Source organism: Mycolicibacterium wolinskyi, from assembly GCF_002101965.1.
In the GTDB taxonomy this organism is placed as follows: domain Bacteria; phylum Actinomycetota; class Actinomycetes; order Mycobacteriales; family Mycobacteriaceae; genus Mycobacterium; species Mycobacterium wolinskyi.
Genome location: NZ_LQQA01000006.1, coordinates 336,261 through 359,129 on the forward strand (window position 1 = coordinate 336,261; position 22,869 = coordinate 359,129).

The following is a 22,869-nucleotide window of genomic DNA, read 5'->3' on the forward strand; positions in this document are numbered from 1 at the left end:
CCTAGAAGAACGTCCGCACCAGATCGATCACGCGGTCGTCGTCATCGAGCAGCGGGATCAATTGCCATTTGTCGAATGTGGTGCAGGGATGGGAAATTCCGAACGGCAGCCATTCGCCCACCCGCACCGAATCGGCAGATCCCAATTGCAGGAATGCGTGCTGGTCGTTGAGTTTTGTCACCGCGCTTGCCGGCAGACCGAGGGGGACCGGGAGCCCGGCGTCGAATGACACGTCGCGCCGGCCCATGGTCACGAGCGCCAGTTCGGGCTCGGGCCGCGAGACGACTTGCCCCCACACCTGCATCGCGGCCCGCAGCTCCAGCGGCGACGTGCGTGCGTACAGACCGTCGTCGTGCGTGAGATAACACCCGCTGCGCAGCACCGTCCGCACCGTCAAACCCTCGGGCCAGCCGCCGGTGAGCAGATCGGTGACCGCGTCGAAGTACGTACTGCCGCCTGCGGTCACGATCACCTCGTCGTCCTCGAAGACGCCGGCCAGCCGCACCACGGCTGCTCGCAATTCGCCCAGATAGGCCCGCACGTCGGCGATCGCACCAGCCGTCACGTCATGCCCGGTGGCCGCCTCGTATCCCGCCACCCCGACCAGCCGTAACTTCGGGCTGGCGGCCACGGCCCGGGCGACCTCGTCGACCTCATCGGCGCTACGGCATCCAGTGCGCCCACCGGCCATACCCACCTCGACGCACACGTCCACCGGACGCCCGGCCCCGGCCAGCGCCGCCGTCATCAACTCTGCGCCGGCAACCGAATCCACCCAGCACACCACGTGAAAATCGGGGTTGGCATCGAGCTCGGCGGCCAGCCAGCGCAGGCCCGCGGTGTCGGTGACCTCGTTGGCCAGGACCACATCGCGAAAGCCGAATGCCCGAAAGACGCGCACCTGGCTCACGGTCGCGGCGGTCACCGCACAGGCACCGGCCTGGAATTGGCGGGCCAGCAGCTGCGGGGCCATATGGGTCTTGCCATGCGGGGCCAATTCGACGCTGCGGTCGCGGCACCAGTTCGCCATCGTCACGAGATTGTGCGCGAGCGCGGATTCGCGCAGGACGCATACCGGGCCGACGACGTCGTCGTCGAACAGCCGGGGGCGGCGGGCGGCGATCTGCGCGGGCGTCTGGCCCCACCACGAGGCGGGCAGTCCCTTGAATCGCCAGTCGATCGGCTCCTCGGCCAGTGCGGCCAGGCTCGGCGCGCTCCATGGTGCGGTCACGTGTTCATTTAAGCTGGCATTTCGTGACCCCAGCCGACAGCGACGCAACGTCCGAATCCCAGGCCGACCTCCCTGAGCAGTTCCGGATCCGTCAGGCCAAGCGGGAGCGCTTGCTCGCCGAGGGCCGTGACCCGTACCCGGTGAAGGTCGACCGCACCCATACCCTCGCAGAGTTGCGCAGTGCATACCCGGAGCTGCCCGCCGACACCCAGACCGGGCAGATCGTCGGCGTCTCCGGCCGCGTGGTGTTTGCCCGGAACTCCGGCAAGCTGTGCTTCGCGACCCTGCAGGAGGGCGACGGTACGCAACTGCAGGCCATGATCAGCCTGGCGCAGGTGGGTCAGGAGTCGCTCGACGCGTGGAAGAGTGACGTCGATCTCGGCGACATCGTGTTCGTCCACGGCGAAGTGATCAGTTCCAAGCGCGGCGAGCTTTCGGTTCTCGCCGATTCCTGGCAGATGGCGGCCAAGGCATTGCGGCCACTTCCCGTTGCTCACAAAGAAATGAGCGAAGAGGCTCGCGTGCGTCAGCGGTACGTCGATCTCATCGTGCGGCCCGAGGCGCGCACCATCGCGCGGCAGCGCGTCGCGGTGGTGCGGGCGGTGCGGTCGGCGCTGGAACGCCGTGGCTTCCTCGAGGTCGAGACGCCCATGCTGCAGACGCTCGCCGGCGGGGCGGCGGCACGCCCGTTCGTCACTCATTCCAACGCGCTCGACGTCGATCTGTACCTGCGCATCGCGCCGGAACTGTTCCTGAAACGCTGTCTCGTGGGTGGTTTTGAGAAGGTTTTCGAGTTGAATCGGAACTTTCGTAACGAAGGTGTCGATTCAACTCACTCGCCGGAATTCGCGATGCTGGAGACATATCAGGCCTACGGCGACTACAACGATTCCGCGATCGTGACGCGTGAGCTTATTCAGGAAGTCGCCGACGACGCGATCGGTACCCGTCAGGTGCCATTGCCTGATGGCACGATCTACGACCTCGACGGGGAATGGGCGACGCTCGAAATGTATCCGTCACTCTCCGAAGCACTTGGGGACGAGATCACACCCGACACTCCGGCCGAAGACTTGTGGCGGATTGCCGATCGCCTCGAGCTCGAGATTCCGCGCGATCGTGGCTTCGGTCACGGAAAATTGGTCGAGGAACTCTGGGAGCACACGGTCGGGGAAAAGTTGTGGGCCCCGACGTTCGTCCGCGACTTCCCGGTCGAGACGACTCCGCTGACCCGCGCTCACCGCAGCATTGACGGGGTTACAGAGAAGTGGGATTTGTACATCCGCAACTTCGAACTCGCCACCGGATACTCCGAGCTGATCGATCCGGTAATCCAACGGGAACGGTTCGAAGCCCAGGCGCGGGCCGCGGCGGCCGGAGACGACGAAGCAATGGTTCTCGACGACGATTTCCTCGCCGCATTGGAGTACGCCATGCCGCCGACCACTGGAACCGGAATGGGTATCGATCGGTTGTTGATGGCACTGACCGGCTTGTCAATTCGAGAGACGGTTTTGTTCCCGATTGTTCGGCGCCAGAGCAACTGAACTGCTTCGACACGCGTCTTGTTGAAATAAGGCGCGTCTCTGTGGCACATTGGGGCCGGGGTGCGGATACTCTTAAGTAGTCACCAATGCGCAAGCAGAAGGGTTCGGTGCGGGGTAATGGCGAAAAAAGTGACCGTCACGTTGGTTGACGATTTTGATGGTGAAGCCACCGCCGACGAGACGGTCGAATTCGGGCTCGACGGTGTGAGCTACGAGATCGACCTTTCCTCCAAGAATGCCGCGAAGCTGCGCAACGATCTGAAGCAGTGGGTCGAGGCCGGGCGCCGGGTCGGCGGTCGCAGGCGCGGCCGCGCGGCGGGCACCCCCGGACGGGGCCGCGGTGCCATCGATCGCGAGCAGAGCGCGGCGATCCGGGAGTGGGCGCGGCGCAACGGACACAATGTGTCGACCCGCGGCCGCATCCCCGCCGACGTGATCGATGCGTTCCACGCGGCAACATAATCGATAGTTGCCAGCACGCCGGGCCGGGTCAGCTGACCGGTCCGGCGTTTCGCTAGCGGCGAACCCCACCCGCGCCATTTCCGGAAACGAATCGCCTACCGGCGACGTTGCTCATCTGCAGCACCGGGTTGTCTAGCGAGAACGGACCGCCAACCTCCGCACCCGGAGCCGCCGCCCATTAGAGTGGACGGCAGGTATTACATGCGAAGTGCCGCGTGTCAGTACCGCTACGTGATGGAAGCAGGTAACCACCGATGTTTGAGAGATTCACCGACCGTGCCCGCAGGGTCGTCGTCCTGGCTCAAGAAGAGGCCCGGATGCTCAACCACAACTACATCGGCACCGAGCACATCCTGTTGGGACTTATTCATGAGGGCGAGGGCGTAGCGGCCAAGTCGCTGGAGTCGCTCGGCATCTCGCTGGAAGGCGTGCGCAGCCAGGTCGAGGAGATCATCGGCCAGGGCCAGCAGGCGCCGTCGGGCCACATCCCGTTCACCCCCCGCGCCAAGAAGGTGCTTGAGCTCAGCCTGCGTGAGGCGTTGCAGCTCGGCCACAACTACATCGGCACCGAGCACATCCTGCTCGGCCTGATCCGTGAAGGTGAGGGCGTCGCCGCGCAGGTTCTGGTCAAGCTGGGCGCCGAGCTGACCCGCGTGCGTCAGCAGGTCATCCAGCTGCTCTCGGGCTACCAGGGCAAGGAGGCCGCTGAGGCAGGCACCGGTGGCCGCGGCGGCGAGTCGGGCAACCCCTCGACCTCGCTCGTGCTGGACCAGTTCGGCCGCAACCTGACCGCGGCCGCGATGGAAGGCAAGCTCGATCCGGTCATCGGTCGTGAGAAGGAAATCGAGCGGGTCATGCAGGTGCTCTCGCGCCGCACCAAGAACAACCCGGTCCTGATCGGCGAGCCCGGTGTCGGCAAGACCGCCGTCGTCGAGGGTCTCGCGCAGGCCATCGTCCACGGCGAGGTCCCCGAGACGCTCAAGGACAAGCAGCTCTACACCCTCGACCTGGGTTCGCTGGTCGCGGGCAGCCGCTACCGCGGTGACTTCGAGGAACGCCTCAAGAAGGTGCTCAAGGAGATCAACACCCGCGGCGACATCATCCTGTTCATCGACGAGCTCCACACGCTCGTGGGTGCCGGTGCCGCCGAGGGCGCGATCGACGCCGCGAGCATCCTGAAGCCGAAGCTGGCCCGCGGCGAGCTGCAGACCATCGGTGCCACGACGCTCGACGAGTACCGCAAGTACATCGAGAAGGATGCCGCGCTGGAGCGCCGGTTCCAGCCGGTCCAGGTCGGTGAGCCGACGGTCGAGCACACCATCGAGATCCTCAAGGGTCTGCGCGATCGCTACGAGGCGCACCACCGTGTCTCGATCACCGACTCCGCGATGGTCGCGGCCGCCACGCTGGCCGACCGCTACATCAACGACCGGTTCCTGCCGGACAAGGCCATCGACCTGATCGACGAGGCCGGCGCCCGCATGCGCATCCGCCGCATGACGGCTCCGCCAGACCTGCGCGAGTTCGACGAGAAGATCGCCGACGCGCGCCGGGAGAAGGAGTCCGCGATCGACGCGCAGGACTTCGAGAAGGCCGCGAGCCTGCGCGACCGCGAGAAGCAACTGGTCGCACAGCGCGCCGAGCGGGAGAAGCAATGGCGTTCGGGTGATCTCGACGTCGTCGCCGAGGTCGATGACGAGCAGATCGCCGAGGTGCTGGGCAACTGGACCGGCATCCCCGTGTTCAAGCTGACCGAGGAGGAGACGACTCGGCTGCTGCGCATGGAGGAGGAGCTGCACAAGCGGATCATCGGCCAGGAGGACGCCGTCAAGGCGGTCTCCAAGGCGATCCGCCGCACCCGCGCCGGCCTGAAGGACCCGAAGCGTCCGTCCGGTTCGTTCATCTTCGCCGGTCCGTCCGGTGTCGGTAAGACCGAGCTGTCCAAGGCGCTGGCCAACTTCCTGTTCGGCGAGGACGACGCGCTCATCCAGATCGACATGGGCGAGTTCCACGACCGCTTCACCGCCTCGCGGCTGTTCGGTGCCCCTCCGGGCTACGTCGGCTACGAAGAGGGCGGCCAGCTCACCGAGAAGGTGCGCCGCAAGCCGTTCAGCGTGGTGCTGTTCGACGAGATCGAGAAGGCCCACCAGGAGATCTACAACAGCCTGTTGCAGGTCCTGGAGGACGGCCGACTCACCGACGGTCAGGGCCGCACGGTCGACTTCAAGAACACCGTGTTGATCTTCACGTCCAACCTGGGCACCTCCGACATCTCAAAGGCTGTCGGGCTGGGCTTCTCCCAGGGCGGCGGGGAGAACAACTACGAGCGCATGAAGCAGAAGGTCAACGACGAGCTGAAGAAGCACTTCCGCCCGGAGTTCCTGAACCGTATCGACGACATCATCGTCTTCCACCAGCTGACGCAGGACGAGATCATCAAGATGGTCGACCTGATGATCGGCCGGGTCGGAAACCAGCTCAAGACCAAGGACATGGCCATGGAGCTGACCGACAAGGCGAAGGCGCTGCTGGCCAAGCGCGGGTTCGATCCGGTGCTGGGCGCCCGGCCGCTGCGCCGGACCATCCAGCGCGAGATCGAAGACCAGCTGTCGGAGAAGATCCTCTTCGAGGAGGTCGGACCGGGCCAGCTGGTGACGGTCGACGTCGAAGGCTGGGACGGCGAAGGCCCCGGCGAGGACGCGAAGTTCACCTTCGTCGGTGGACCCAAGCGCGCCGAGCCGGCCGAGCCGGATCTCGCGGGCGCGAGCGCGGCCGGTTCGCCGGGCGCCGCATCCAGCGAGTAGGCAGCTGATTCACGAAAGACCCCCGACATCCGTCGGGGGTCTTTTGTGTGGCTTACGATACTGCTGTAATCGACAGGCGAAGGAATCTGGTGAAAGTCCAGAACGGTCGCGCCACTGTCACAGTCAGACCCTGTGCCTGTCACTTCTTCGGACTGGGACGCGAAATCCCAGAAAGGACTGCTGATGACTTCTCCGACACGTCGAAGCGTCGCTCCCGCACTCGACCTCTCGGCAACCAAGGCCGCACTGTGGCTGTCGCTGACCGCCTTCCTGGCATTGGTGGTGCTGTACTTCGTCGGGCTTGACCAGGGCGCCACCTCAGTGTTCGGTAACAACACCTACGTGCACGAGTTCGTGCACGATGCCCGCCACCTGCTGGGCTTCCCCTGCCACTGACGGCAGACGAGACCCGAGCACAATGGAAAAGCGCATAATCGGGCGCGGTCTTCTGGCCGGCGCCCTTGGTGGCCTGTTCGCATTCATCTTCGCCCGGATCTTCGTCGAACCCGTGATCGACCGTGCGATCGCGTTCGAGGAGAGCGGCGGTGAGGCACACGCGCACACGCACGACCACGGTGCGGCAGCGGGCGGGGCACACGAACACGGCGTCGAACTGATCTCCCGCGGGGTGCAGGCCAACATCGGGCTCGGTTTCGGCGTGATCGCGTTCGCCGTGGCTATGGGCGCGTTGTTCGCCGTCGCGTACTGCGTGGCCTATGGCCGGGTCGGAGCGATCTCACCGCGGCTGTTGTCGGTGCTGCTGGCCGGCGGGATGTTCGTGTCGCTGTACGTCGTGCCGTCGCTGAAGTATCCGGCCAATCCGCCCGCCGTCAGCCTCGACGAGACCATTCAGCAGCGCACGCTGCTGTACCTGCTGATGGTCGTGGTGTCGGCGGGTTTGTTGGTGGCCGCGGTCTATCTCGGCAGGCAGCTCGTGTCCCGGTTCGGCACGTGGAATGCGACGTTGCTGGCGGGTGGCGCCTACATCGTCGCGATGGCTGTCGTCATGTTGGTTCTGCCGACCATCGACGAGACGCCGGGGACGTTTCCGGCTGACGATCTGTACGAGTTCCGGCTGTATTCGCTGCTGACGCAACTCGTCATGTGGGCGACGATCGGGTTGGTGTTCGCACCGCTTGCGGCCCGGCTGCTCGGTGAAGCCCCGAGCCGTCGCCAGGCGGACATCGCGGCGTGAGCGAGGTCGTCCGGCTGTCCCTGGTGGCGCACGCCATGACCGACGCCATGGCAGCCGGACGATTCCCCACCGACGAACCGTTGAACCCGGTCGGCCACCGGCAGGCCGATGCGTCGATCGATCTGGGCCGCACCGACAACGTGTTTTGCGGACCCGAGAAACGCACCAGGCAGACCGCTGAACTGCTCGGCCTGCAGGCCGGGGTCGAGCCGAAGCTGGCCGACCTCGATTGCGGGCGGTGGCGCGGTGGAGTGCTCGGCGGGGTGTTGCCCGCCGACCTCGCGATCTGGCTGACCGATCCCGCCCGCGCACCGCACGGCGGTGAATCCGTCATCGAGTTGATCGACCGGGTGCGCGGTTGGCTCGACACCCTGCCGGCGCTACGGGGCCGGATCGTCGCGGTGACTCACCCGGCCGTGATCCGTGCGGCGATCCTTGTCGTCCTCGACGCGCCGCCGAAATCGTTCTGGCGCATCGACATCGCCCCGGTCAGCCGCACTGTGCTGCATTTCCGCGGCCACGCCTGGACGTTGCGCAGCAGTTAACCCACCGGTGCGAGCGCGAACGCGCGCTTGGCGATCGACAGCAACCAGCCCGCCGCGGTGGGGCTGCGGAACTGCGGCCAGTTCAATTGGAAGCTGACGACCCACGGCTGCCCGGTGTGATCGACCGCGTACCAGCTGAACGTCAGATCGCCGGGCAGGTTTCCGCCCTTGGCGCCGATGTAGTGCCACTTCGCCGGGTCCAGGTCGATACCGGGCAGCGCCGACAGGATCTGCTTGACTGGCGCTGCCTCACCGACCGCCGACTTCTGCAGCGCCGCGTGCACGCGGCAGATGTCGGCTGCGCTGCCGAACCACTCCAGGCCATCGTTGGAGGCCGGGGTATGGGTGCGGTTCGGATCCGGTTGATAGGGGCGGGAATTGGTCTGCTTGAACAGGCGTACCCGGTCTTCCGGCGAGGCGTTCTTCCACTGCTCGCGCAGGTTCGGCTCACCCCAGCCGACCGAGAACACCTCGTGCATCGTGGGGAACGGCGTCATGCTGGCCGGGTCGTGATGGCCCGCGGTGACCAGGGCGCGTTCGACCGCGCCGGTGCCCATCCGCGCGATCAGCAGGTCGGTGGCCATGTTGTCGCTGGCCGAGATCATCTGCTGGGCCGCGGTGCGGACCGTGATCTGGGCGCCGGGCGGCAGCTTGTCCAGCCCCGCCGAGCCGAGCGCCTTGCCGTCCTTGGTGATGGTCAGCTTGTCGTCCCAGCTCAGCGTATTCGCCTTGATCGCGTCCGAAACCGCAAGCAGCACATAGAGTTTGAAGATCGAAGCCAACGGCAGCGACAGATCGGTGTTGGTGCCCGCGACCGTCTCGCACTTGCCGTCGGTCACCTTCGACACCTGATACGAGTACTTGGCGCCGGTCTTGGCGATCTCCTCGTCGATATCGGACCACTTGTCGATGGTCGGATGCACGGTGTTGACCTCGAAGCGGTCCACCATGCCGAGATCGTCGGTGCGCAGCTCGATGTCCTGGGCGACGTTGTACGACGTGAGTACGTGCAGCGTGGCCTGGCCGGCGCCGATGTCGACCGACGTCACCCGGAACGGGCGGTCCCACCAGATGGAATCCATCTTCGTGCCGACCTCGTCGACCGCCTCCGGGGCAGCCAGGGTGCGGACTCCGATCGGCCCGATGGGCCAGTCGGAGTTGAGCATGTCCATGGTCTGCTTGGCCCGCAGGCCCGGAGGGGTCTTGGTGTCGATGTGGGCGCCGTAAGACACCTCGGCCGCTGGGGCCACGCTGTGTGAACAGCCGCAAGCCAGGGTTGCGGCGACCGCGACGATAGTCGCCAGACCGGCCGCGCGGCGCAACGCCCGGCCCCGGCTACGCCTGGGCGCCGGGCCCCGCAACGTCCAACACAACCTCGAACTCCAGCAGTGACGCTCCCGTTGCCACGGGATTTGCCTGTTGACCCTTGTGCGCCTCGATCGCGGGACCGGAAGCCCAGGCCTGGAATGCTTCCTCGGACTCCCACTGCGTCACGACGAAGTAGCGGTCTTCGCCCTTGACCGGACGCAGCAGCTGAAAGCCCAGAAAGCCCGGCTGATTGTCGACGGCGTGTGCACGGTGCGCGAACCGCTTCTCCAGTTCGGGGCCTGCGTTGGGCGGGACCTCGATGGCGTTGATCTTCACGACGGGCATGCCGTTCAGGCTACCGTGACTCGTCGGCAAGATAACGGCATGGTCACAGATCTCCTCACCCACCGCGGTGGTCACGGCGCCCCCATCGTCCTGGTGCACGGACTGATGGGGCGTGGCAGCACGTGGTCGCGTCAGTTGCCGTGGCTGACCGCGCTGGGGGAGGTCTACACCTACGACGCGCCGTGGCATCGCGGTCGTGAGGTCCGGGACCCGTACCCGATCAGCACCGAGCGATTCGTGGCCGACCTCGGCGACGCGGTCGCCACGCTGGCGTGCCCGGCCGCCCTGGTCGGCCATTCGATGGGCGCACTGCACTCGTGGTGTCTCGCAGCGTCGCGGCCGGATCTGGTCACCGCGGTGGTGGTGGAGGACATGGCACCGGACTTCCGGGGCCGCACCACCGGGCCGTGGGAGCCGTGGGTGCACGCGTTGCCGGTCGAATTCCGTTCCGCACAAGAGGTTTACGACGAGTTCGGTCCGGTGGCCGGTCAGTATTTCCTGGAGGCGTTCGACCGGACCGACACGGGCTGGCGGCTGCACGGCCATCCGCAGTGGTGGCTCGACATCGCCGCCGAGTGGGGCAGGCGCGACTACTGGGAGCAGTGGCGTTCGGTGAAGGTGCCGACGCTGCTCCTGGAGGCGGGCAATTCGGTCGCGCCGGCCGGCCAGATGCGCCAGATGGACGAAACCGGCCACCGGACAACGTATTTGCACGTCGCCGGGGCCGGTCATCTGATCCACGACGAGCAGCCGCAGATCTATCGCGACGCCGTCACGGCCTTCCTAGCGGCGCTCACCTAGGACGCCGGCGGACGGCCAGACCGGATCGTGCTCGAAGCGCGTGCGGATCGCATCGAGGTCGTGTTCGACGCGATACGCCTCATAGTCCGGCGGATCGTTCTCGAACAGCCGGCCCACCATCGGCGCGGACATCCGGAACTGGTCGAGCCGTAACCGCAGGGCGCCGTTACGGTGCGCCGCCCAGCTCAGCGCTGCGGCGACCGCAAACGGCGAAATCAGGATCAACAGGGCGAGTGCAACAGTCATGGCAGTAATTTTTGTAGCGCCTATATCCGGCCAACAGTGGCAGCGCTGACACCTTGCGATAAAATGCTGCCATGCTTAAAAGCGTATCGACGCTAGCGCTCGATGGGCTAGCGATTTTTGAGTTCGGGGTGATCTGCGAGGTCTTCGGAATCGACCGATCCGCTGACGGCGTGCCCAACTTCGACTTCAAGGTCTGCGGTCCGGAGCCGGGTAAGCCGCTGCGGACGTCGGTCGGTGCGACCCTCACTCCCGACCATGGTCTCGACGACCTGGTCGGCGCCGATCTCGTGGCCATTCCGGCGATCGGCGGGTTGGACTACCTGCCCGAGGCGCTGGACGCGGTGCGGGCCGCCGCGGATTCCGGCTCGATCATCCTGACCGTGTGCTCGGGTGCGTTCCTGGCCGGTGCGGCCGGGCTGCTCGACGGCAGGCCGTGCACCACGCACTGGATGCACGCCGACGAACTGGCCAGGCTGTATCCGACGGCCAGGGTCGACCGCAACGTGCTCTACGTCGACGACGGCAACCTCATCACCAGCGCGGGCACCGCCGCAGGCATCGACGCGTGCCTGCATCTCGTCCGCCGGGAACTGGGCAGCGAGGTCACCAACAAGATCGCCCGCCGGATGGTGGTGCCGCCGCAGCGTGACGGCGGCCAACGGCAGTTCATCGACCAGCCGATCCCGGTCCGATGTTCGGAACGCTTTGCCCCGCATCTTGATTGGATCATCGCCAACCTCGACAAGCCGCACACCGTTTCGACGCTGGCCAAGCGGGCGGCGATGTCGACGCGGACCTTCGCGCGCCGGTTCGTCGAGGAGACCGGCACGACGCCGATGCAATGGATCACCGATCAGCGCGTGCTCTACGCCCGTCGGCTCCTCGAGGAAACCGACCTGGACATCGACTGGATCGCCGGTCAGGCCGGATTCGGCACCGCCACGCTGTTGCGTCATCACTTCCGGCGCGTCATCGGCGTGACGCCGTCGGACTATCGCCGCCGGTTCGCTTGTGCGACGGACGAATCCGAGGTCGAACCGGCCGAGGCCACCGCCTGATCAGTCACCTTCGCCCGCGAGCGCGAAGCGGCCGTCGGCGGTCTGCTCCACCAGGCCGTCGACGAGCAGTGAGTCCAGCGCGCGGTCGCGTTGTGCCGGATCGGTCAGCCAGGCCACGTCGAGCTGGGCACGGGTGACCGGAGAGCTGTTGTCGCGCAACACGTCCAGCAGCTTGCCGCGCACCTGGCGATCGGTACCCGCATACCGCTGCACCCGGCGGACGACGGTGCCTGCCGGGTAACCGGACGAACGCCACTGGCACCGGCTCAACGGGCACAGTCCGCAGCGCGGCGCCCGTGCGGTGCACACGGTCGCGCCCAGCTCCATGAGCGCCGCCGAGAACGTCGGCGCGGTGGCGTCGTCGGGCAGAAGTGCGGCGACGTCGTCAAGATCACGCACGCTCGCGGCGGAGTCCGCCCGGCCGTGCACCGCCCGGGCCACCACCCGGCGCACGTTGGTGTCGACGACGGGGACGCTCGCGCCATAGGCGAAGCAGGCCACCGCGCGTGCCGTGTAGGCGCCGATGCCCGGCAGCGTCAGCAGTGTCTCGACGTCCGAAGGCACGACGTCGCCGTGCTCGGCGGAGATCACCACGGCGCATTCGTGCAACCGTTTGGCGCGACGCGGATAGCCGAGTTTGCCCCAGGCGCGCAGCACCTCGGCCGAACCCGCGGCGGCGGTCGCCGACGGCGTCGGCCACCGGTCGATCCAGGCCAGCCAGATCGGCTCGACGCGGGCGACCGGGGTCTGCTGCAACATGAATTCGCTCACAAGAATCTGCCAGGCCGAGACGCCGGGCCTGCGCCACGGCAGGTCACGCTGGGCGTGGGCATACCAGCGCACGAGTTCACCGGAGTCGATGCTCATCGGCACCTCAGGCAGAATGTCAGGCATGCCCAACTCGAATCCGGTATCCGCGTGGAAGGCACTCAAGGACGGTAACGCCCGCTTCGTGGCAGGCGAACCGCAGCATCCCAGCCAGGACATCGCGCGTCGGGCCAGCCTGACGCACGCACAGAAGCCCACCGCTGTGGTGTTCGGCTGCGGCGACAGCCGAGTGGCCGCCGAGATTCTGTTCGACCAGGGCCTTGGCGACATGTTCGTGGTGCGCACCGCGGGCCACGTGATCGACAACGCGGTACTGGGCTCGATCGAATACGCGGTGTCGATCCTCGAAGTGCCGCTGATCGTCGTGCTGGGCCACGACAGCTGCGGCGCGGTCAAGGCCGCCATCAACGCACTCGACGACGGCCAGGTGCCCGGCGGCTATGTCCGCGACATCGTTGAGCGCGTGACACCGTCGATCCTGATGGGCCGGCACGCCGGTATCAGCCGCGTCGACGAATTCGAGGCCTGGCACGTCAAGGAGACGGTCTCGCAGCTCCAGATGCGCTCGGCCGCGATCGCCCATGGCCTCGCCGCGGGCACTCAGGCCATCGTCGGCGCGACCTATCATCTCGCCGACGGCCGGGTCGAGTTGCGCAGCCATCTGGGCGATATCGGCGAGGCCTGACGCAAAGCTCACCGCCGACACGCCGGGGCGCCTGGGCCGAGTAGGGATGACCTGGGCTTACCGTGAAAGTCGTGTTGGATCTCGAACCTCAGGGCCCCCTGCCCCCGGAGATTTACCGGCGGCGCAGGGCGCTGGCTATCGGACTCGCGGTAGTCGTCATCGGGGTCATCGCCGCGATCGTCGCGGTGATCGTCACCAGCAGCTCGGGCGCCGAGACCAAATCCGCCGACCAGCCGACCGCGACGGCCGCCCCGCCGACTCCGCTGCCCGGTGAGAACCCCGAAGTCAAAACTCCGGTGGTGCCGCCCGCGCAGCAGGCGCCGCCGCCCACGCCCACGCCGACCGCCGCGGTGACGCCGCCGCCGGTGCTCAAAGAGGGCGACGATTGCCCCGATTCGACGCTGGCGGTCAAGGGCATCACCAGCCAGCCCGAGTACGTGGTCGGTGATCAGCCGAAGTTCACCATGGTGGTCACCAACATCGGCCTGGTCGCGTGCCAGCGCGACGTCGGCGCCGCGGTGCTCGCCGCCTACGTCTACTCGCTGGACAACACACGGCTCTGGTCGAACCTGGACTGCGCGCCGTCCAACGAAACCCTGGTGAAGACTTTCAACCCCGGCGAGCAGGTCACGACGGAGGTGACCTGGACCGGGATGGGTTCGGCGCCGCAGTGCCCGCTCCCGCGGCAGGCGATCGGGCCGGGCACCTACAACCTGATCGTGCAGCTGGGCAACCTCAGATCGGCGTCGGTGCCGTTCATATTGGCGCAGCCGAATCCACAGCAGCCCGCGCCGCCGCCGGCCGACGCGCCTGCCGTGGAAGCGCCCGTCCCCGGTAACTGAGCAGGCTCAGGCCAACCGGTCGGCGATCGTCGACTCGGCCAGCAGCGACAGCCCTTCTCGAATATGGCGGGCCCACATGGACCCGATGCCTTCGACCGACTGCAGATCGTCGGCGCTGGCCGCCAGCAGACCCTGCAGCGATCCGAACGAGCGCACCAGCAGGTCCACGTGCGCGAACTGCAGCCGCGATATGCCCGCCATCGCGCGGTAGCCGCGCGAGCTCATCGCCGAATCCTGCGCCTCGGCCGTCGACGGGTATCCGAAAACCCTTGCGAGCGTGGTGAAGTCGAGTAGTTCGTTGTCGGTGAGCGCGTCAAGCTCGTCGAGAGTGGTGCTCACCTGGGCCGCGGTCGGTGGATCCGGGTTCGCGTGATAGTCGCGGACGATGAGCTCACGTGCGGTGTCGTTGTCGCCGACCAACTCATCGAGTTGAAGCTTGAGCTGGCGGCCGTCGGTGCCGAGCTCGACCACGTCGGCGTCGATCTCGAGGCTGATCCGCCGCACCATCTCCAGCCGCTGCACCACCGTCATGACGTCGCGCAGCGTCACGAAGTCCTCGATCTCGGCGGTCGAGAGCTGCCGGCTCACCTCGTCGAGGCGGCCCTTGTAGCGTTCCAGGGTCGCGATGGTTTGGTTGGCCCGCGACAGGATGGTCGCCGAATCCGGCACCACGTGGCGTTCGCCCGCCACGTACACCGTCACGATGCTCATCGAGTGGCTCACCGAGATCACCGGATAGCCGGTCTGGATGGCCGTGCGCTCGGCCGAGCGGTGCCGCGTGCCGGACTCGTCGGTCGGGATCGACGGATCGGGCACGAGCTGGACGTTGGCCCGCACGATGCGGCTGCCGTCACTGGACAGTACGACCGCGCCGTCCATCTTCGACAGCTCACGCAGCCGGGTGGGGGCGTAGCGCACGTCGAGGACGAAGCCGCCGTCGCAGATGGCCTCGACACTGTCGTCATAGCCCAGCACGATCAGTGCGCCGGTCTTACCGCGCAGGATGCGTTCGAGCCCATCGCGCAGCGGCGTGCCAGGGGCGAGCCGGCCGAGCGTTTCGCGCAACGTCGGCCGGGCCAGGTGCACGACGTTGCGCCCGGTTCTGCCGCCGGACTTCACGGCCATCTGCCCTCCTATTGTCGGCCGCTATTTGGCGCCATCCTCTCCGATGTCCTTGAGCGCCCGCAACGCCGCCCTGATGTTGTCGACCGTGATGGCCCGCAGCCCCTTGGGTACGGAGTTAATTCCGGGCGGCACCACGGCGACGTTGAAGCCCAGCCGGGCGGCCTCGGTGAGCCGGCGTTCCATGCCGGTGACGCGGCGCAGATCGCCTGCCAGTCCGACCTCGCCGATCGCCACCGCGTTCATCGGAAGGGCGATGCCGAGGTAGGCCGACCCGATGGCCAAGGCCACCGCCAGATCCGCCGACGCATCGGTGAGCCGCATACCGCCGACGGTGGACAGGTAGAGGTCGTTGCCACCGATCGGCAAACCACACCGGGTTTGCAGCACCGCGCCGATCATCGCCGCGCGCGCCGAGTCGATACCGCTGACCGCGCGGCGCGGCGGGCCGGCCGGCGCCGCCACGAGCGCCTGCACCTCGCCGATCATGGGGCGCTTGCCGTCCAGTGTCACGGTCACCGCCGTTCCGGGGACGGGCGCGGTCCGCTGGTCCAAGAACAGTCCCGACGGATCGCTGACGCACTCGATCCCGTTGTCGTGCAACTGAAAACACCCGACCTCGTCGGCCGCGCCGAAGCGGTTCTTGACCCCGCGCACCATTCGCAGGCTCGACGTGTGGTCGCCCTCGAAGTGGAGTACGACGTCGACCAGATGCTCAAGCGACCGGGGACCGGCTATCGCGCCGTCCTTGGTGACATGGCCGACCAGGATCATGGCCACCGCCGGATCTCCGGTGGCCATCTTGGCGTAGGCCGTTAGCGCCGTCGTCACCGCACGCACCTGCGTGACCCCGCCCGTCACCCCGTCGGCCTCGGTGGTGGACATGGTCTGTACCGAGTCGACCACCACCAGGCTGGGCCGGACCTCGTCGATGTGGCCGAGCGCGATCTGCAGGTCGGATTCGCCGGCCAGATAAACGTTGTCGTGGGTGCAGTGGGTGCGCTCGGCGCGCAGCCGGATCTGGCCCGCCGACTCCTCGCCGGACAGATAGAGCGCGCGCCTGCCGGTGTGCGCCCAACGATTGGCGACCTCGAGCAGCAGCGTGGATTTACCGACCCCCGGATCGCCCGCCAACAGCGTGACCGAGCCCGCGACGAGCCCGCCGCCGAGCACGCGGTCGAGTTCGCTGACACCGGTGGAGTAGTGCCGGGTGACGCCGGGATCGATGGACGTGATCGGGACGGCGGGAGAGTTCGGGGCGACCGACCGCCGGACCGAACCGCCGACCGAGGACAGCACGGCTACCTCGTCGACGGTTCCCCAGGTGCCGCAGTTGGAGCAGCGGCCGACCCACTTGGGCGTGACGTGCTGGCACTCCGAGCAGCGGTACTGCGAACGTACTTTCGAACCGGCCACGCAGTGACAGTATCGGCTGGCACCGACACTTCCGGTCAGGACACCCGGTGCGGCCTAGTGGTGGCCGCCCGCCTCGCCGCCTTCGGCTTCCTGCGTCTCGCCGGTCTGGTCGCGGCGCGGCTCGTTGCCCGCCGAGATCGGCACGGCGACAGTGGTTTTACCGTTCTCGAAGTTGAACGTGAAGTCGTAGAGCAGACCGTTGGTGATCGGCTTCGTGAGCGAAACCTCGGCCGTGACGGCGTCGGCGGACTCGGCCTCCTCGACCGGAGCGAGCTGCCCGTCGGGTTCGCCGACCAGGAGCACACCGCTCGCCGGGACCGTGCTGTCGCCCGAGAGGGTCACGTCACCGACATCCGACGTGATCGACACCAGCTTGTTGTCGGCTTCGGGCGAGTCGTTGACCGCCACGAACAGCAGCTCGACCGCCGAGCCCGGCTCGACGTAGTCACCCTGCTGCGGCGCGCGCAGGTGCACGTTACGCAGCGAGACCTCACCGGCCTGGGCGTTGACGCCGTTGACCGCGGGCTCCTGCGTGGCTGTCTGGGAGACCTGCCCGGCACCACATGCGGTGAGTGCCACGGCGGCGGCCAGGCCGCACGCGGCCAAACCGGCCGAGGCGCGGAATGTCAAGCGGTTCACTCAAGCCTCCTGAACTGGGTCGCCCATCTTCGACTATGCAGAGTAGTAGGTGGGGGTGATAGGCGGAATACGAGGGCTTGATGGAGGGCCCGATCTGCGGTCGAACATGTTCGGAACGAGTTTGCGCGCCGGTCTCTTTCGGGCCCGGCGGGGGTGGTGCGGTTGCACGGTTTCGTCACCATGTCAACCCCTACTCTTCACCTGCAGTGCCCCTGACCTGCGCCGTTGGTCCGCGTGTGATCGAGGCCCGTGTTAGCATGGAGTAGCGAAAGGGGCTCGAATCAGATGATTTTTAAGGTCGGAGACACCGTCGTCTATCCACACCACGGTGCTGCGTTGATCGAGGCGATCGAAACCCGGACTATCAAAGGCGAGCAGAAGGAATATCTCGTCCTCAAGGTCGCCCAGGGGGATCTGACCGTTCGAGTACCCGCAGAGAATGCGGAGTATGTCGGTGTTCGTGACGTCGTGGGCCAGGAAGGCCTCGACAAGGTTTTCCAGGTGCTGCGTGCGCCGCACACCGAAGAGCCGACCAACTGGTCGCGCCGCTACAAGGCCAACCTTGAGAAGCTGGCCTCGGGCGACGTGAACAAGGTTGCTGAGGTCGTCCGCGACCTGTGGCGTCGTGATCAGGAGCGCGGCCTGTCCGCCGGTGAGAAGCGCATGCTGGCCAAGGCCCGGCAGATTCTCGTCGGCGAGCTCGCGCTGGCCGAGAACACCGATGACGCCAAGGCGGAGACCATCCTCGACGAGGTTCTGGCCGCAGCGTCCTGACACGCTGTGGCAACGGTTGCCGTCGTCCCGGCTGCCGGCTCTGGTGAGCGGCTCGGCGCGGGGCGACCGAAAGCATTCGTCAAATTGGGGGGGTCGCCCCTGCTGGAGCACGCCCTTGCGGGGCTTCGTGCTTCCGGGGTGATCGATCGGGTCGTGGTTGCGGTACCGCCCGCACTCACCGACGAGTCGAAGCTCGTGTTCGGCGGCGACGCCGAGATCGTCGCGGGCGGTGCCGACCGGACCGCGTCCGTTGGGCTCGCGCTGGAAGCCGCCGGCGAGGCCGAATTCATCCTGGTGCATGACGCCGCGAGAGCGTTGACGCCGCCCGCCCTGATCGCCCGCGTCGTGCAGGCGCTGCGGGACGGGCATGCGGCGGTGGTTCCCGGCTTGCCGCTGGCCGACACCATCAAAGCGGTCGACGCCAACGGTGCGGTGCTGGGCACGCCGGAACGCGCCGGTTTGCGTGCCATACAGACACCGCAGGGCTTCCACGCCGACGTGCTGCGCCGCGCCTACGGGCGGGCGGGCGCGGGCGGCGTGACCGACGACGCCTCCCTCGTCGAGCAGATCGGTACACCCGTGCAAATCGTGGACGGGGACCCGCTCGCCTTCAAGATCACCACTCCGATGGACCTGCTGCTCGCCGAAGCAGTGCTGGCCCGCGACACGTGATGCTGCCGAGGGTCGGGCTGGGAACCGACGTCCATCCGATCGAGGCGGGCCGGCCGTGCTGGCTGCTGTGCCTGCACTTCGACGACGCCGACGGCTGCGCGGGCCATTCCGACGGCGATGTCGCCGCGCACGCCCTGTGTGACGCCTTGCTGAGCGCGGCCGGGCTCGGCGATCTCGGCACGGTGTTCGGCACCGGGCGCCCGGAATGGCATGGCGTCAGCGGCGCCGACATGCTGCGGCACGTGCACGGATTGCTCCAGTCGGCCGGCTACCGCGTCGGCAACGCCGCGGTTCAGGTCATCGGCAACCGGCCGAAGATCGGGCCGCGCCGCGAGGAGGCGCAGCGCGTGCTTTCGGAGTTGGTGGGCGCGCCGGTCTCGGTGTCGGCGACCACCACCGACGGTCTCGGGTTGACCGGTCGGGGCGAAGGATTGGCCGCCATCGCGACCGCTTTGGTAATTCCCGCTGAATAGCCCGGTAAGCTGGCCCGTCGTGAGCGGAGCGAACGGTCGGCCAGAGTGACCGACACCGACCTACGTCTCTACGACACCATGACGGGTGCCGTACGTGATTTCGTGCCGTTGCGGCCAGGGCACGCCTCGATCTACCTGTGCGGCGCGACCGTGCAGGGTCTGCCGCATATCGGTCACGTCCGTAGCGGCGTCGCCTTCGATGTGCTGCGCCGCTGGCTGACCGCCAACGGCTACGACGTCGCGTTCATCCGCAACGTCACCGACATCGACGACAAGATTCTCAACAAGGCCGCCGATGCGGGCCGTCCGTGGTGGGAGTGGGCCGCGACCTACGAACGCGCCTTCACAGCCGCCTACGAGGCGCTGGGGGTGCTGCCACCGTCGGCTGAGCCCCGCGCCACCGGGCACATCACCCAGATGGTCGAGCTCATCGAACGACTCATCGACAAGGGCCACGCCTACGCCGCGGGCGGCGACGTGTACTTCGACGTGCTCAGCCTGCCCGATTACGGCGAACTGTCCGGACACCGGATCGACGACGTGCACCAGGGTGAAGGCGTCGCGACCGGCAAGCGGGATCAGCGCGACTTCACGCTGTGGAAGGGCGCCAAACCCGGTGAGCCGTCCTGGCCGACCCCGTGGGGCCGCGGCCGTCCCGGCTGGCACACGGAATGTGTCGCGATGTGCGAGGCCTACCTGGGCGCCGAGTTCGACATCCACGCCGGCGGCATGGACCTGGTCTTCCCGCACCACGAGAACGAGATCGCCCAGGCCCACGCGGCCGGTGACGGGTTCGCGCGGTACTGGCTGCACAACGGCTGGGTGACCATGGGCGGCGAGAAGATGAGCAAGTCGCTGGGCAATGTGCTCGCGATACCCGCTGTGCTGCAACGCGTCCGGGCCGCCGAGCTGCGGTACTACCTGGGCAGTGCGCACTACCGGTCCATGCTGGAGTTCTCCGAGACCGCGCTGCAGGATGCGGTCAAGGCTTACACCGGCATCGAAGATTTCCTCCACCGGGTGCGCAACCGGGTCGGCAGCATCTCGGTGGGTGACTGGACGCCGAAGTTCGCGGCGGCGCTCAACGACGACCTCTCGGTGCCGATCGCGCTCGCCGAGGTGCACGCCGCGCGGGCCGAGGGCAACCGGGCGCTCGACGCGGGCGATCACGACGGCGCGATGGCGCAGGCCACCGCGATCCGGTCCATGATGGGCATCCTGGGCTGCGATCCACTCGACGAACGCTGGGAGTCGCGCGACGAGACCTCGGCCGCGCTGGCCGCCGTCGACGTCCTCGTGCAGTGGGCTCTCGCGAGCCGGACCGAAGCGCGCGCCAACCGTGACTGGGCGGCTGCCGACGCGATCCGGGACCGCCTGAAAGAGGCCGGCATCGAGGTCACCGACACCGCCGACGGCCCGCAGTGGGCCCTACTCGATCGGGATACCAAGTAATGGCCGGAAATTCACAGCGCCGCGGCGCGATTCGTAAATCGGGAACGAAGAAAGGCCCGCCGGTCGGATCCGGCGGCGTACGTCGGCGTGGGCTCGAAGGCCGCGGCGCGACGCCGCCTGCGCACATGCGGCCGAACCATCCGGCCGCGAAGAAGGCGGCCAAGGCGGCGCGCCAACAGCAGGGCAGGCCCCGCAAGACCGATGACACCGAGTTGGTGCTCGGCCGCAACCCGGTGCTCGAGTGTCTACGGGCGAAGGTCCCGGCCACCGCGTTGTACGTCGCGCTGGGCACCGACGCCGACGAGCGGGTCACCGAAGCCGTTCAGATCGCCGCAGACCGCGGCATCTCGATTCTTGAGGTGCCGCGCACCGATCTGGACCGGATGAGCTCGAACGCGCTGCATCAGGGGCTCGGGCTGCAGGTGCCGCCGTACAACTACGCCCACCCCGAGGATCTGCTCTCGGCGGCCGAGGCCGACGCCACCCCCGCACTTCTGGTGGCGCTCGACAACATCTCCGATCCGCGCAACCTCGGTGCGATCGTGCGTTCGGTGGCCGCCTTCGGCGGGCACGGTGTGGTGATCCCGCAGCGCCGCTCGGCTTCGGTGACCGCGGTGGCCTGGCGCACGAGCGCGGGCGCCGCGGCCCGCACGCCGGTGGCGCGCGCCACGAATCTCACCCGGACCCTGAAGAGCTGGGCCGACGCCGGTCTGCAGATCGTCGGGCTGGACGCCGGTGGGGACACCACGCTCGACGAACTCGACGGCACGGGCCCGATGGTCGTGGTGGTCGGCTCCGAGGGCAAGGGACTCTCGCGCCTGGTCCGGGAGAACTGCGACGCGGTGGTGTCGATCCCGATGGCCGGGCCGACCGAGTCGCTCAACGCCTCGGTGGCCGCGGGCGTGGTGCTCGCCGAGATCGCGCGTCAGCGCCGCAGCTGAGATCAGGCCTTGCGCGGCTTGCGCAGGGTGAAACGATCCACCGGCGTCGTCTCACCGAACAGACCGGTCACCGCGAAATACGTTGCCTCGATCGACGTCTCACCGCCCGGCACGCCAGGATCGACATCGAACATGACGAACCCGTAGGCGTTGTCGAGGTCGCGGAACGCCGACCACGGTGCGGATTCCTCGACATATCGCGGTTTGCGTTTCTTCAGCGCGGGGTCTGGCGCCTCGACCCCGGTGAGCACGCGGCAGCGCGGTTCGGCGAAGAACATGCGGTTCGACGGTATCGAGGTACCGCCGCCACCAATCACGAGATGTACTGTGCCACCGCCGGGTTCGACCGGTATCGGGGTCAACGTGTCGGTCGGGAGCGTGCCCCGGATCGGATGTGAGCGCTCGTAGTGATGTTCATGGCCGCACACCACCAGGTCGACGCCGTAGCGGTCGAACAGCGGCAGCCAGTTCTCGCGGATGCCGAGGTCGGCGCCGTTGGTACGGTCCGCGGTCGACACCGCCGTCTGGTGCATGCATACGACGATCCAGTCGATGTCGGGGTCTCCGCTGCTTCGCTCCAATTCGCGCTCCAGCCAACGTCTTTGCGCGCCTCCGGAATATCCGTGGACGTAGGAGTTGCCACCGTCCTGGTAGCACACGTCGTCATTGTTGAGGCTGATCACCCGTACCGCGCCCGCGGTGAACGCGTACCACATGCCGCGCAGTTCGGCGTCGGCCCCGGAATCGGGCAGCGCGAAGTAGGTCTGATACGCGCTGTAGCCGATCGGCCCGTTGCCGAGCTCGTTCTCGTGATTGCCTGCCGCAGGCATCCACGGCCGGTAACGCGCCGAGCGCGAGTTGTTCTCGAACCAGTTGGACCACGTCCGGACGCGGTCGCCGGACAGGTTGGCGTAGCACAGATCTCCGTTGACGAGATTGAACAACGGCCGCATACGCTCGACAGCGCTGGTGATGTCCCCGGCCGCAGGCGATCCGAGGCTGTCGCTGCCGAACGCATCGGCGACCATGGCGTCCAGCGTGGGCGTCGACTGATCGCCGAAGCTGGTGAAGCGCAGTGCAGCCCGGCCGCGTGGCGCCGTACGCACCGTGCCCAGTTCGGGACTGGCGCCGTCGTGCACGGCCGCATAGACGTAGTCGGTGTCGGGCAGGAGGCCGGTGAGCCGGGCATGGTGGACGCGGATCTCGATGCCGGACTGTGCGTCGCGGTAGGTGACGGTCTCAGCCTCGGCGGTTTCGCCAAGGCCGTCGCTCGGGGTGCCGAACATGACCCGCGGCTTTCCGACCGCCGTGTCGGTGTGCCAGGACACCACCACCTCGGACGCGGCGTCCGCGCCGTATTGCAGATGCAGACCGCTCACGCGCGGTGCGCCGATCGTTCGTCTGCTCACGCCGGAGTTGTCGGTCACCTGCGCCGTGCTACCCGGTCAACACGAACGGTGCGGCACGGCCAAGTGAACAGCGT

The 22,869-nt window shown here is 67.4% G+C and carries 23 protein-coding genes and 1 pseudogene; 15 read left to right on the forward strand and 9 right to left on the reverse strand.

Annotated features, from left to right (window positions below; genetic code table 11):
* Position 1: 1 nt before the first annotated feature.
* Positions 2 to 1,231: an alanine racemase gene (locus AWC31_RS05380; protein ID WP_085143309.1), complete on the reverse strand. Its 1,230-nt coding sequence runs from the start codon at positions 1,229 to 1,231 to the stop codon at positions 2 to 4.
* Here AWC31_RS05380 and lysS point away from each other — a divergent pair.
* The 6 genes from lysS (at position 1,219) to AWC31_RS05410 (ending at position 7,784) form a co-directional block, all read left to right on the forward strand.
* The gene (gene lysS, locus AWC31_RS05385) at positions 1,219 to 2,778 is read left to right on the forward strand and encodes a lysine--tRNA ligase (protein WP_234816731.1); all 1,560 of its coding nucleotides are present in this window, start codon (positions 1,219 to 1,221) and stop codon (positions 2,776 to 2,778) included. The two genes, AWC31_RS05380 and lysS, sit on opposite strands and share 13 nt — an antisense overlap.
* A 117-nt stretch (positions 2,779 to 2,895) precedes the next feature.
* Positions 2,896 to 3,240: a histone-like nucleoid-structuring protein Lsr2 gene (lsr2, locus tag AWC31_RS05390; RefSeq protein ID WP_067850404.1), complete on the forward strand. Its 345-nt coding sequence runs from the start codon at positions 2,896 to 2,898 to the stop codon at positions 3,238 to 3,240.
* A gap of 254 nt (positions 3,241 to 3,494) precedes the next feature.
* On the forward strand, positions 3,495 to 6,044 hold the full coding sequence (gene clpC1 / locus AWC31_RS05395) for an ATP-dependent protease ATP-binding subunit ClpC (RefSeq protein WP_067850405.1): 2,550 nt from the start codon (positions 3,495 to 3,497) through the stop codon (positions 6,042 to 6,044).
* Positions 6,045 to 6,227: 183 nt separating this feature from the next.
* A complete protein-coding gene (locus AWC31_RS05400) occupies positions 6,228 to 6,440 on the forward strand; it encodes a CbtB domain-containing protein (RefSeq protein WP_067850407.1) in 213 nt (70 codons plus the stop codon).
* A 22-nt stretch (positions 6,441 to 6,462) separates the two neighbouring features.
* Positions 6,463 to 7,239, forward strand: coding sequence for a CbtA family protein (locus AWC31_RS05405; RefSeq protein ID WP_085143311.1), 777 nt, complete (start codon positions 6,463 to 6,465; stop codon positions 7,237 to 7,239).
* Positions 7,236 to 7,784 (forward strand): histidine phosphatase family protein, encoded by a 549-nt coding sequence (locus AWC31_RS05410; RefSeq protein WP_085143312.1) that lies wholly within the window; start codon positions 7,236 to 7,238, stop codon positions 7,782 to 7,784. Before AWC31_RS05405 ends, AWC31_RS05410 begins: the two co-directional genes overlap by 4 nt.
* On the opposite strand, the gene AWC31_RS05415 is transcribed toward AWC31_RS05410, so the two are convergent.
* Positions 7,781 to 9,145, reverse strand: coding sequence for a serine hydrolase (locus AWC31_RS05415; RefSeq protein ID WP_198538881.1), 1,365 nt, complete (start codon positions 9,143 to 9,145; stop codon positions 7,781 to 7,783). The genes AWC31_RS05410 and AWC31_RS05415 overlap by 4 nt on opposite strands.
* Positions 9,120 to 9,437, reverse strand: coding sequence for a mycobilin-forming heme oxygenase MhuD (mhuD, locus tag AWC31_RS05420; protein WP_085143313.1), 318 nt, complete (start codon positions 9,435 to 9,437; stop codon positions 9,120 to 9,122). The genes AWC31_RS05415 and mhuD overlap by 26 nt, the downstream gene beginning before the upstream one ends.
* A 39-nt stretch (positions 9,438 to 9,476) precedes the next feature.
* On the opposite strand from mhuD, the gene AWC31_RS05425 reads away from it, so the two are divergent.
* Entirely contained in the window at positions 9,477 to 10,238 is a 762-nt protein-coding gene (locus tag AWC31_RS05425) for an alpha/beta fold hydrolase (RefSeq protein WP_085143314.1), read from the forward strand.
* Here the strand turns inward: AWC31_RS05425 and AWC31_RS05430 are convergent.
* Positions 10,221 to 10,484, reverse strand: a complete 264-nt coding sequence (locus tag AWC31_RS05430) for a hypothetical protein (RefSeq protein ID WP_067850418.1) — start codon at positions 10,482 to 10,484, stop codon at positions 10,221 to 10,223. The genes AWC31_RS05425 and AWC31_RS05430 overlap by 18 nt on opposite strands.
* Positions 10,485 to 10,555: 71 nt before the next feature.
* Here AWC31_RS05430 and AWC31_RS05435 point away from each other — a divergent pair, with 71 nt between their 5' ends.
* Positions 10,556 to 11,542, forward strand: coding sequence for a helix-turn-helix domain-containing protein (locus AWC31_RS05435; protein ID WP_085143315.1), 987 nt, complete (start codon positions 10,556 to 10,558; stop codon positions 11,540 to 11,542).
* On the opposite strand, the gene AWC31_RS05440 is transcribed toward AWC31_RS05435, so the two are convergent.
* Positions 11,543 to 12,409, reverse strand: coding sequence for an iron-sulfur binding domain-containing protein (locus AWC31_RS05440; protein ID WP_110774931.1), 867 nt, complete (start codon positions 12,407 to 12,409; stop codon positions 11,543 to 11,545). It lies immediately after the preceding gene.
* 25 nt (positions 12,410 to 12,434) lie between these two features.
* On the opposite strand from AWC31_RS05440, the gene AWC31_RS05445 reads away from it, so the two are divergent.
* Positions 12,435 to 13,055, forward strand: a complete 621-nt coding sequence (locus AWC31_RS05445) for a carbonic anhydrase (protein WP_085143317.1) — start codon at positions 12,435 to 12,437, stop codon at positions 13,053 to 13,055.
* 71 nt (positions 13,056 to 13,126) lie between these two features.
* Positions 13,127 to 13,897: a hypothetical protein gene (locus AWC31_RS05450; protein WP_198538882.1), complete on the forward strand. Its 771-nt coding sequence runs from the start codon at positions 13,127 to 13,129 to the stop codon at positions 13,895 to 13,897.
* Between the two features lie 6 nt (positions 13,898 to 13,903).
* Here AWC31_RS05450 and disA read toward each other — a convergent pair whose 3' ends face one another.
* From disA to AWC31_RS05465, 3 genes are read right to left on the reverse strand one after another with little or no spacing between them, the layout of a single operon-like run.
* Entirely contained in the window at positions 13,904 to 15,022 is a 1,119-nt protein-coding gene (gene disA, locus AWC31_RS05455; RefSeq protein WP_085143318.1) for a DNA integrity scanning diadenylate cyclase DisA, read from the reverse strand.
* Between the two features lie 21 nt (positions 15,023 to 15,043).
* A complete protein-coding gene (gene radA, locus AWC31_RS05460) occupies positions 15,044 to 16,435 on the reverse strand; it encodes a DNA repair protein RadA (RefSeq protein WP_085143319.1) in 1,392 nt (463 codons plus the stop codon).
* Positions 16,436 to 16,489: 54 nt separating this feature from the next.
* Positions 16,490 to 17,074: a copper chaperone PCu(A)C domain-containing protein gene (locus AWC31_RS05465; protein WP_085143320.1), complete on the reverse strand. Its 585-nt coding sequence runs from the start codon at positions 17,072 to 17,074 to the stop codon at positions 16,490 to 16,492.
* 285 nt (positions 17,075 to 17,359) lie between these two features.
* On the opposite strand from AWC31_RS05465, the gene carD reads away from it, so the two are divergent.
* The 5 genes from carD to rlmB are packed head-to-tail and all read left to right on the forward strand — an operon-like array spanning position 17,360 to position 21,386.
* Positions 17,360 to 17,848 (forward strand): RNA polymerase-binding transcription factor CarD, encoded by a 489-nt coding sequence (gene carD, locus AWC31_RS05470; protein WP_003921720.1) that lies wholly within the window; start codon positions 17,360 to 17,362, stop codon positions 17,846 to 17,848.
* Positions 17,849 to 17,854: 6 nt separating this feature from the next.
* Complete coding sequence (gene ispD / locus AWC31_RS05475; protein ID WP_085143321.1) at positions 17,855 to 18,520, forward strand: 2-C-methyl-D-erythritol 4-phosphate cytidylyltransferase; 666 nt, start codon at positions 17,855 to 17,857, stop codon at positions 18,518 to 18,520.
* Complete coding sequence (gene ispF / locus AWC31_RS05480) at positions 18,520 to 18,993, forward strand: 2-C-methyl-D-erythritol 2,4-cyclodiphosphate synthase (RefSeq protein ID WP_267312636.1); 474 nt, start codon at positions 18,520 to 18,522, stop codon at positions 18,991 to 18,993. The genes ispD and ispF overlap by 1 nt, the downstream gene beginning before the upstream one ends.
* Positions 18,994 to 19,038: 45 nt before the next feature.
* Entirely contained in the window at positions 19,039 to 20,445 is a 1,407-nt protein-coding gene (gene cysS, locus AWC31_RS05485; RefSeq protein WP_084356656.1) for a cysteine--tRNA ligase, read from the forward strand.
* On the forward strand, positions 20,445 to 21,386 hold the full coding sequence (rlmB, locus tag AWC31_RS05490; RefSeq protein ID WP_067850438.1) for a 23S rRNA (guanosine(2251)-2'-O)-methyltransferase RlmB: 942 nt from the start codon (positions 20,445 to 20,447) through the stop codon (positions 21,384 to 21,386). Before cysS ends, rlmB begins: the two co-directional genes overlap by 1 nt.
* Before the next feature lie 2 nt (positions 21,387 to 21,388).
* Here the strand turns inward: rlmB and AWC31_RS05495 are convergent.
* Positions 21,389 to 22,777: pseudogene (locus AWC31_RS05495) on the reverse strand (purple acid phosphatase family protein); the annotation flags it as partial.
* Positions 22,778 to 22,869: the final 92 nt, after the last annotated feature.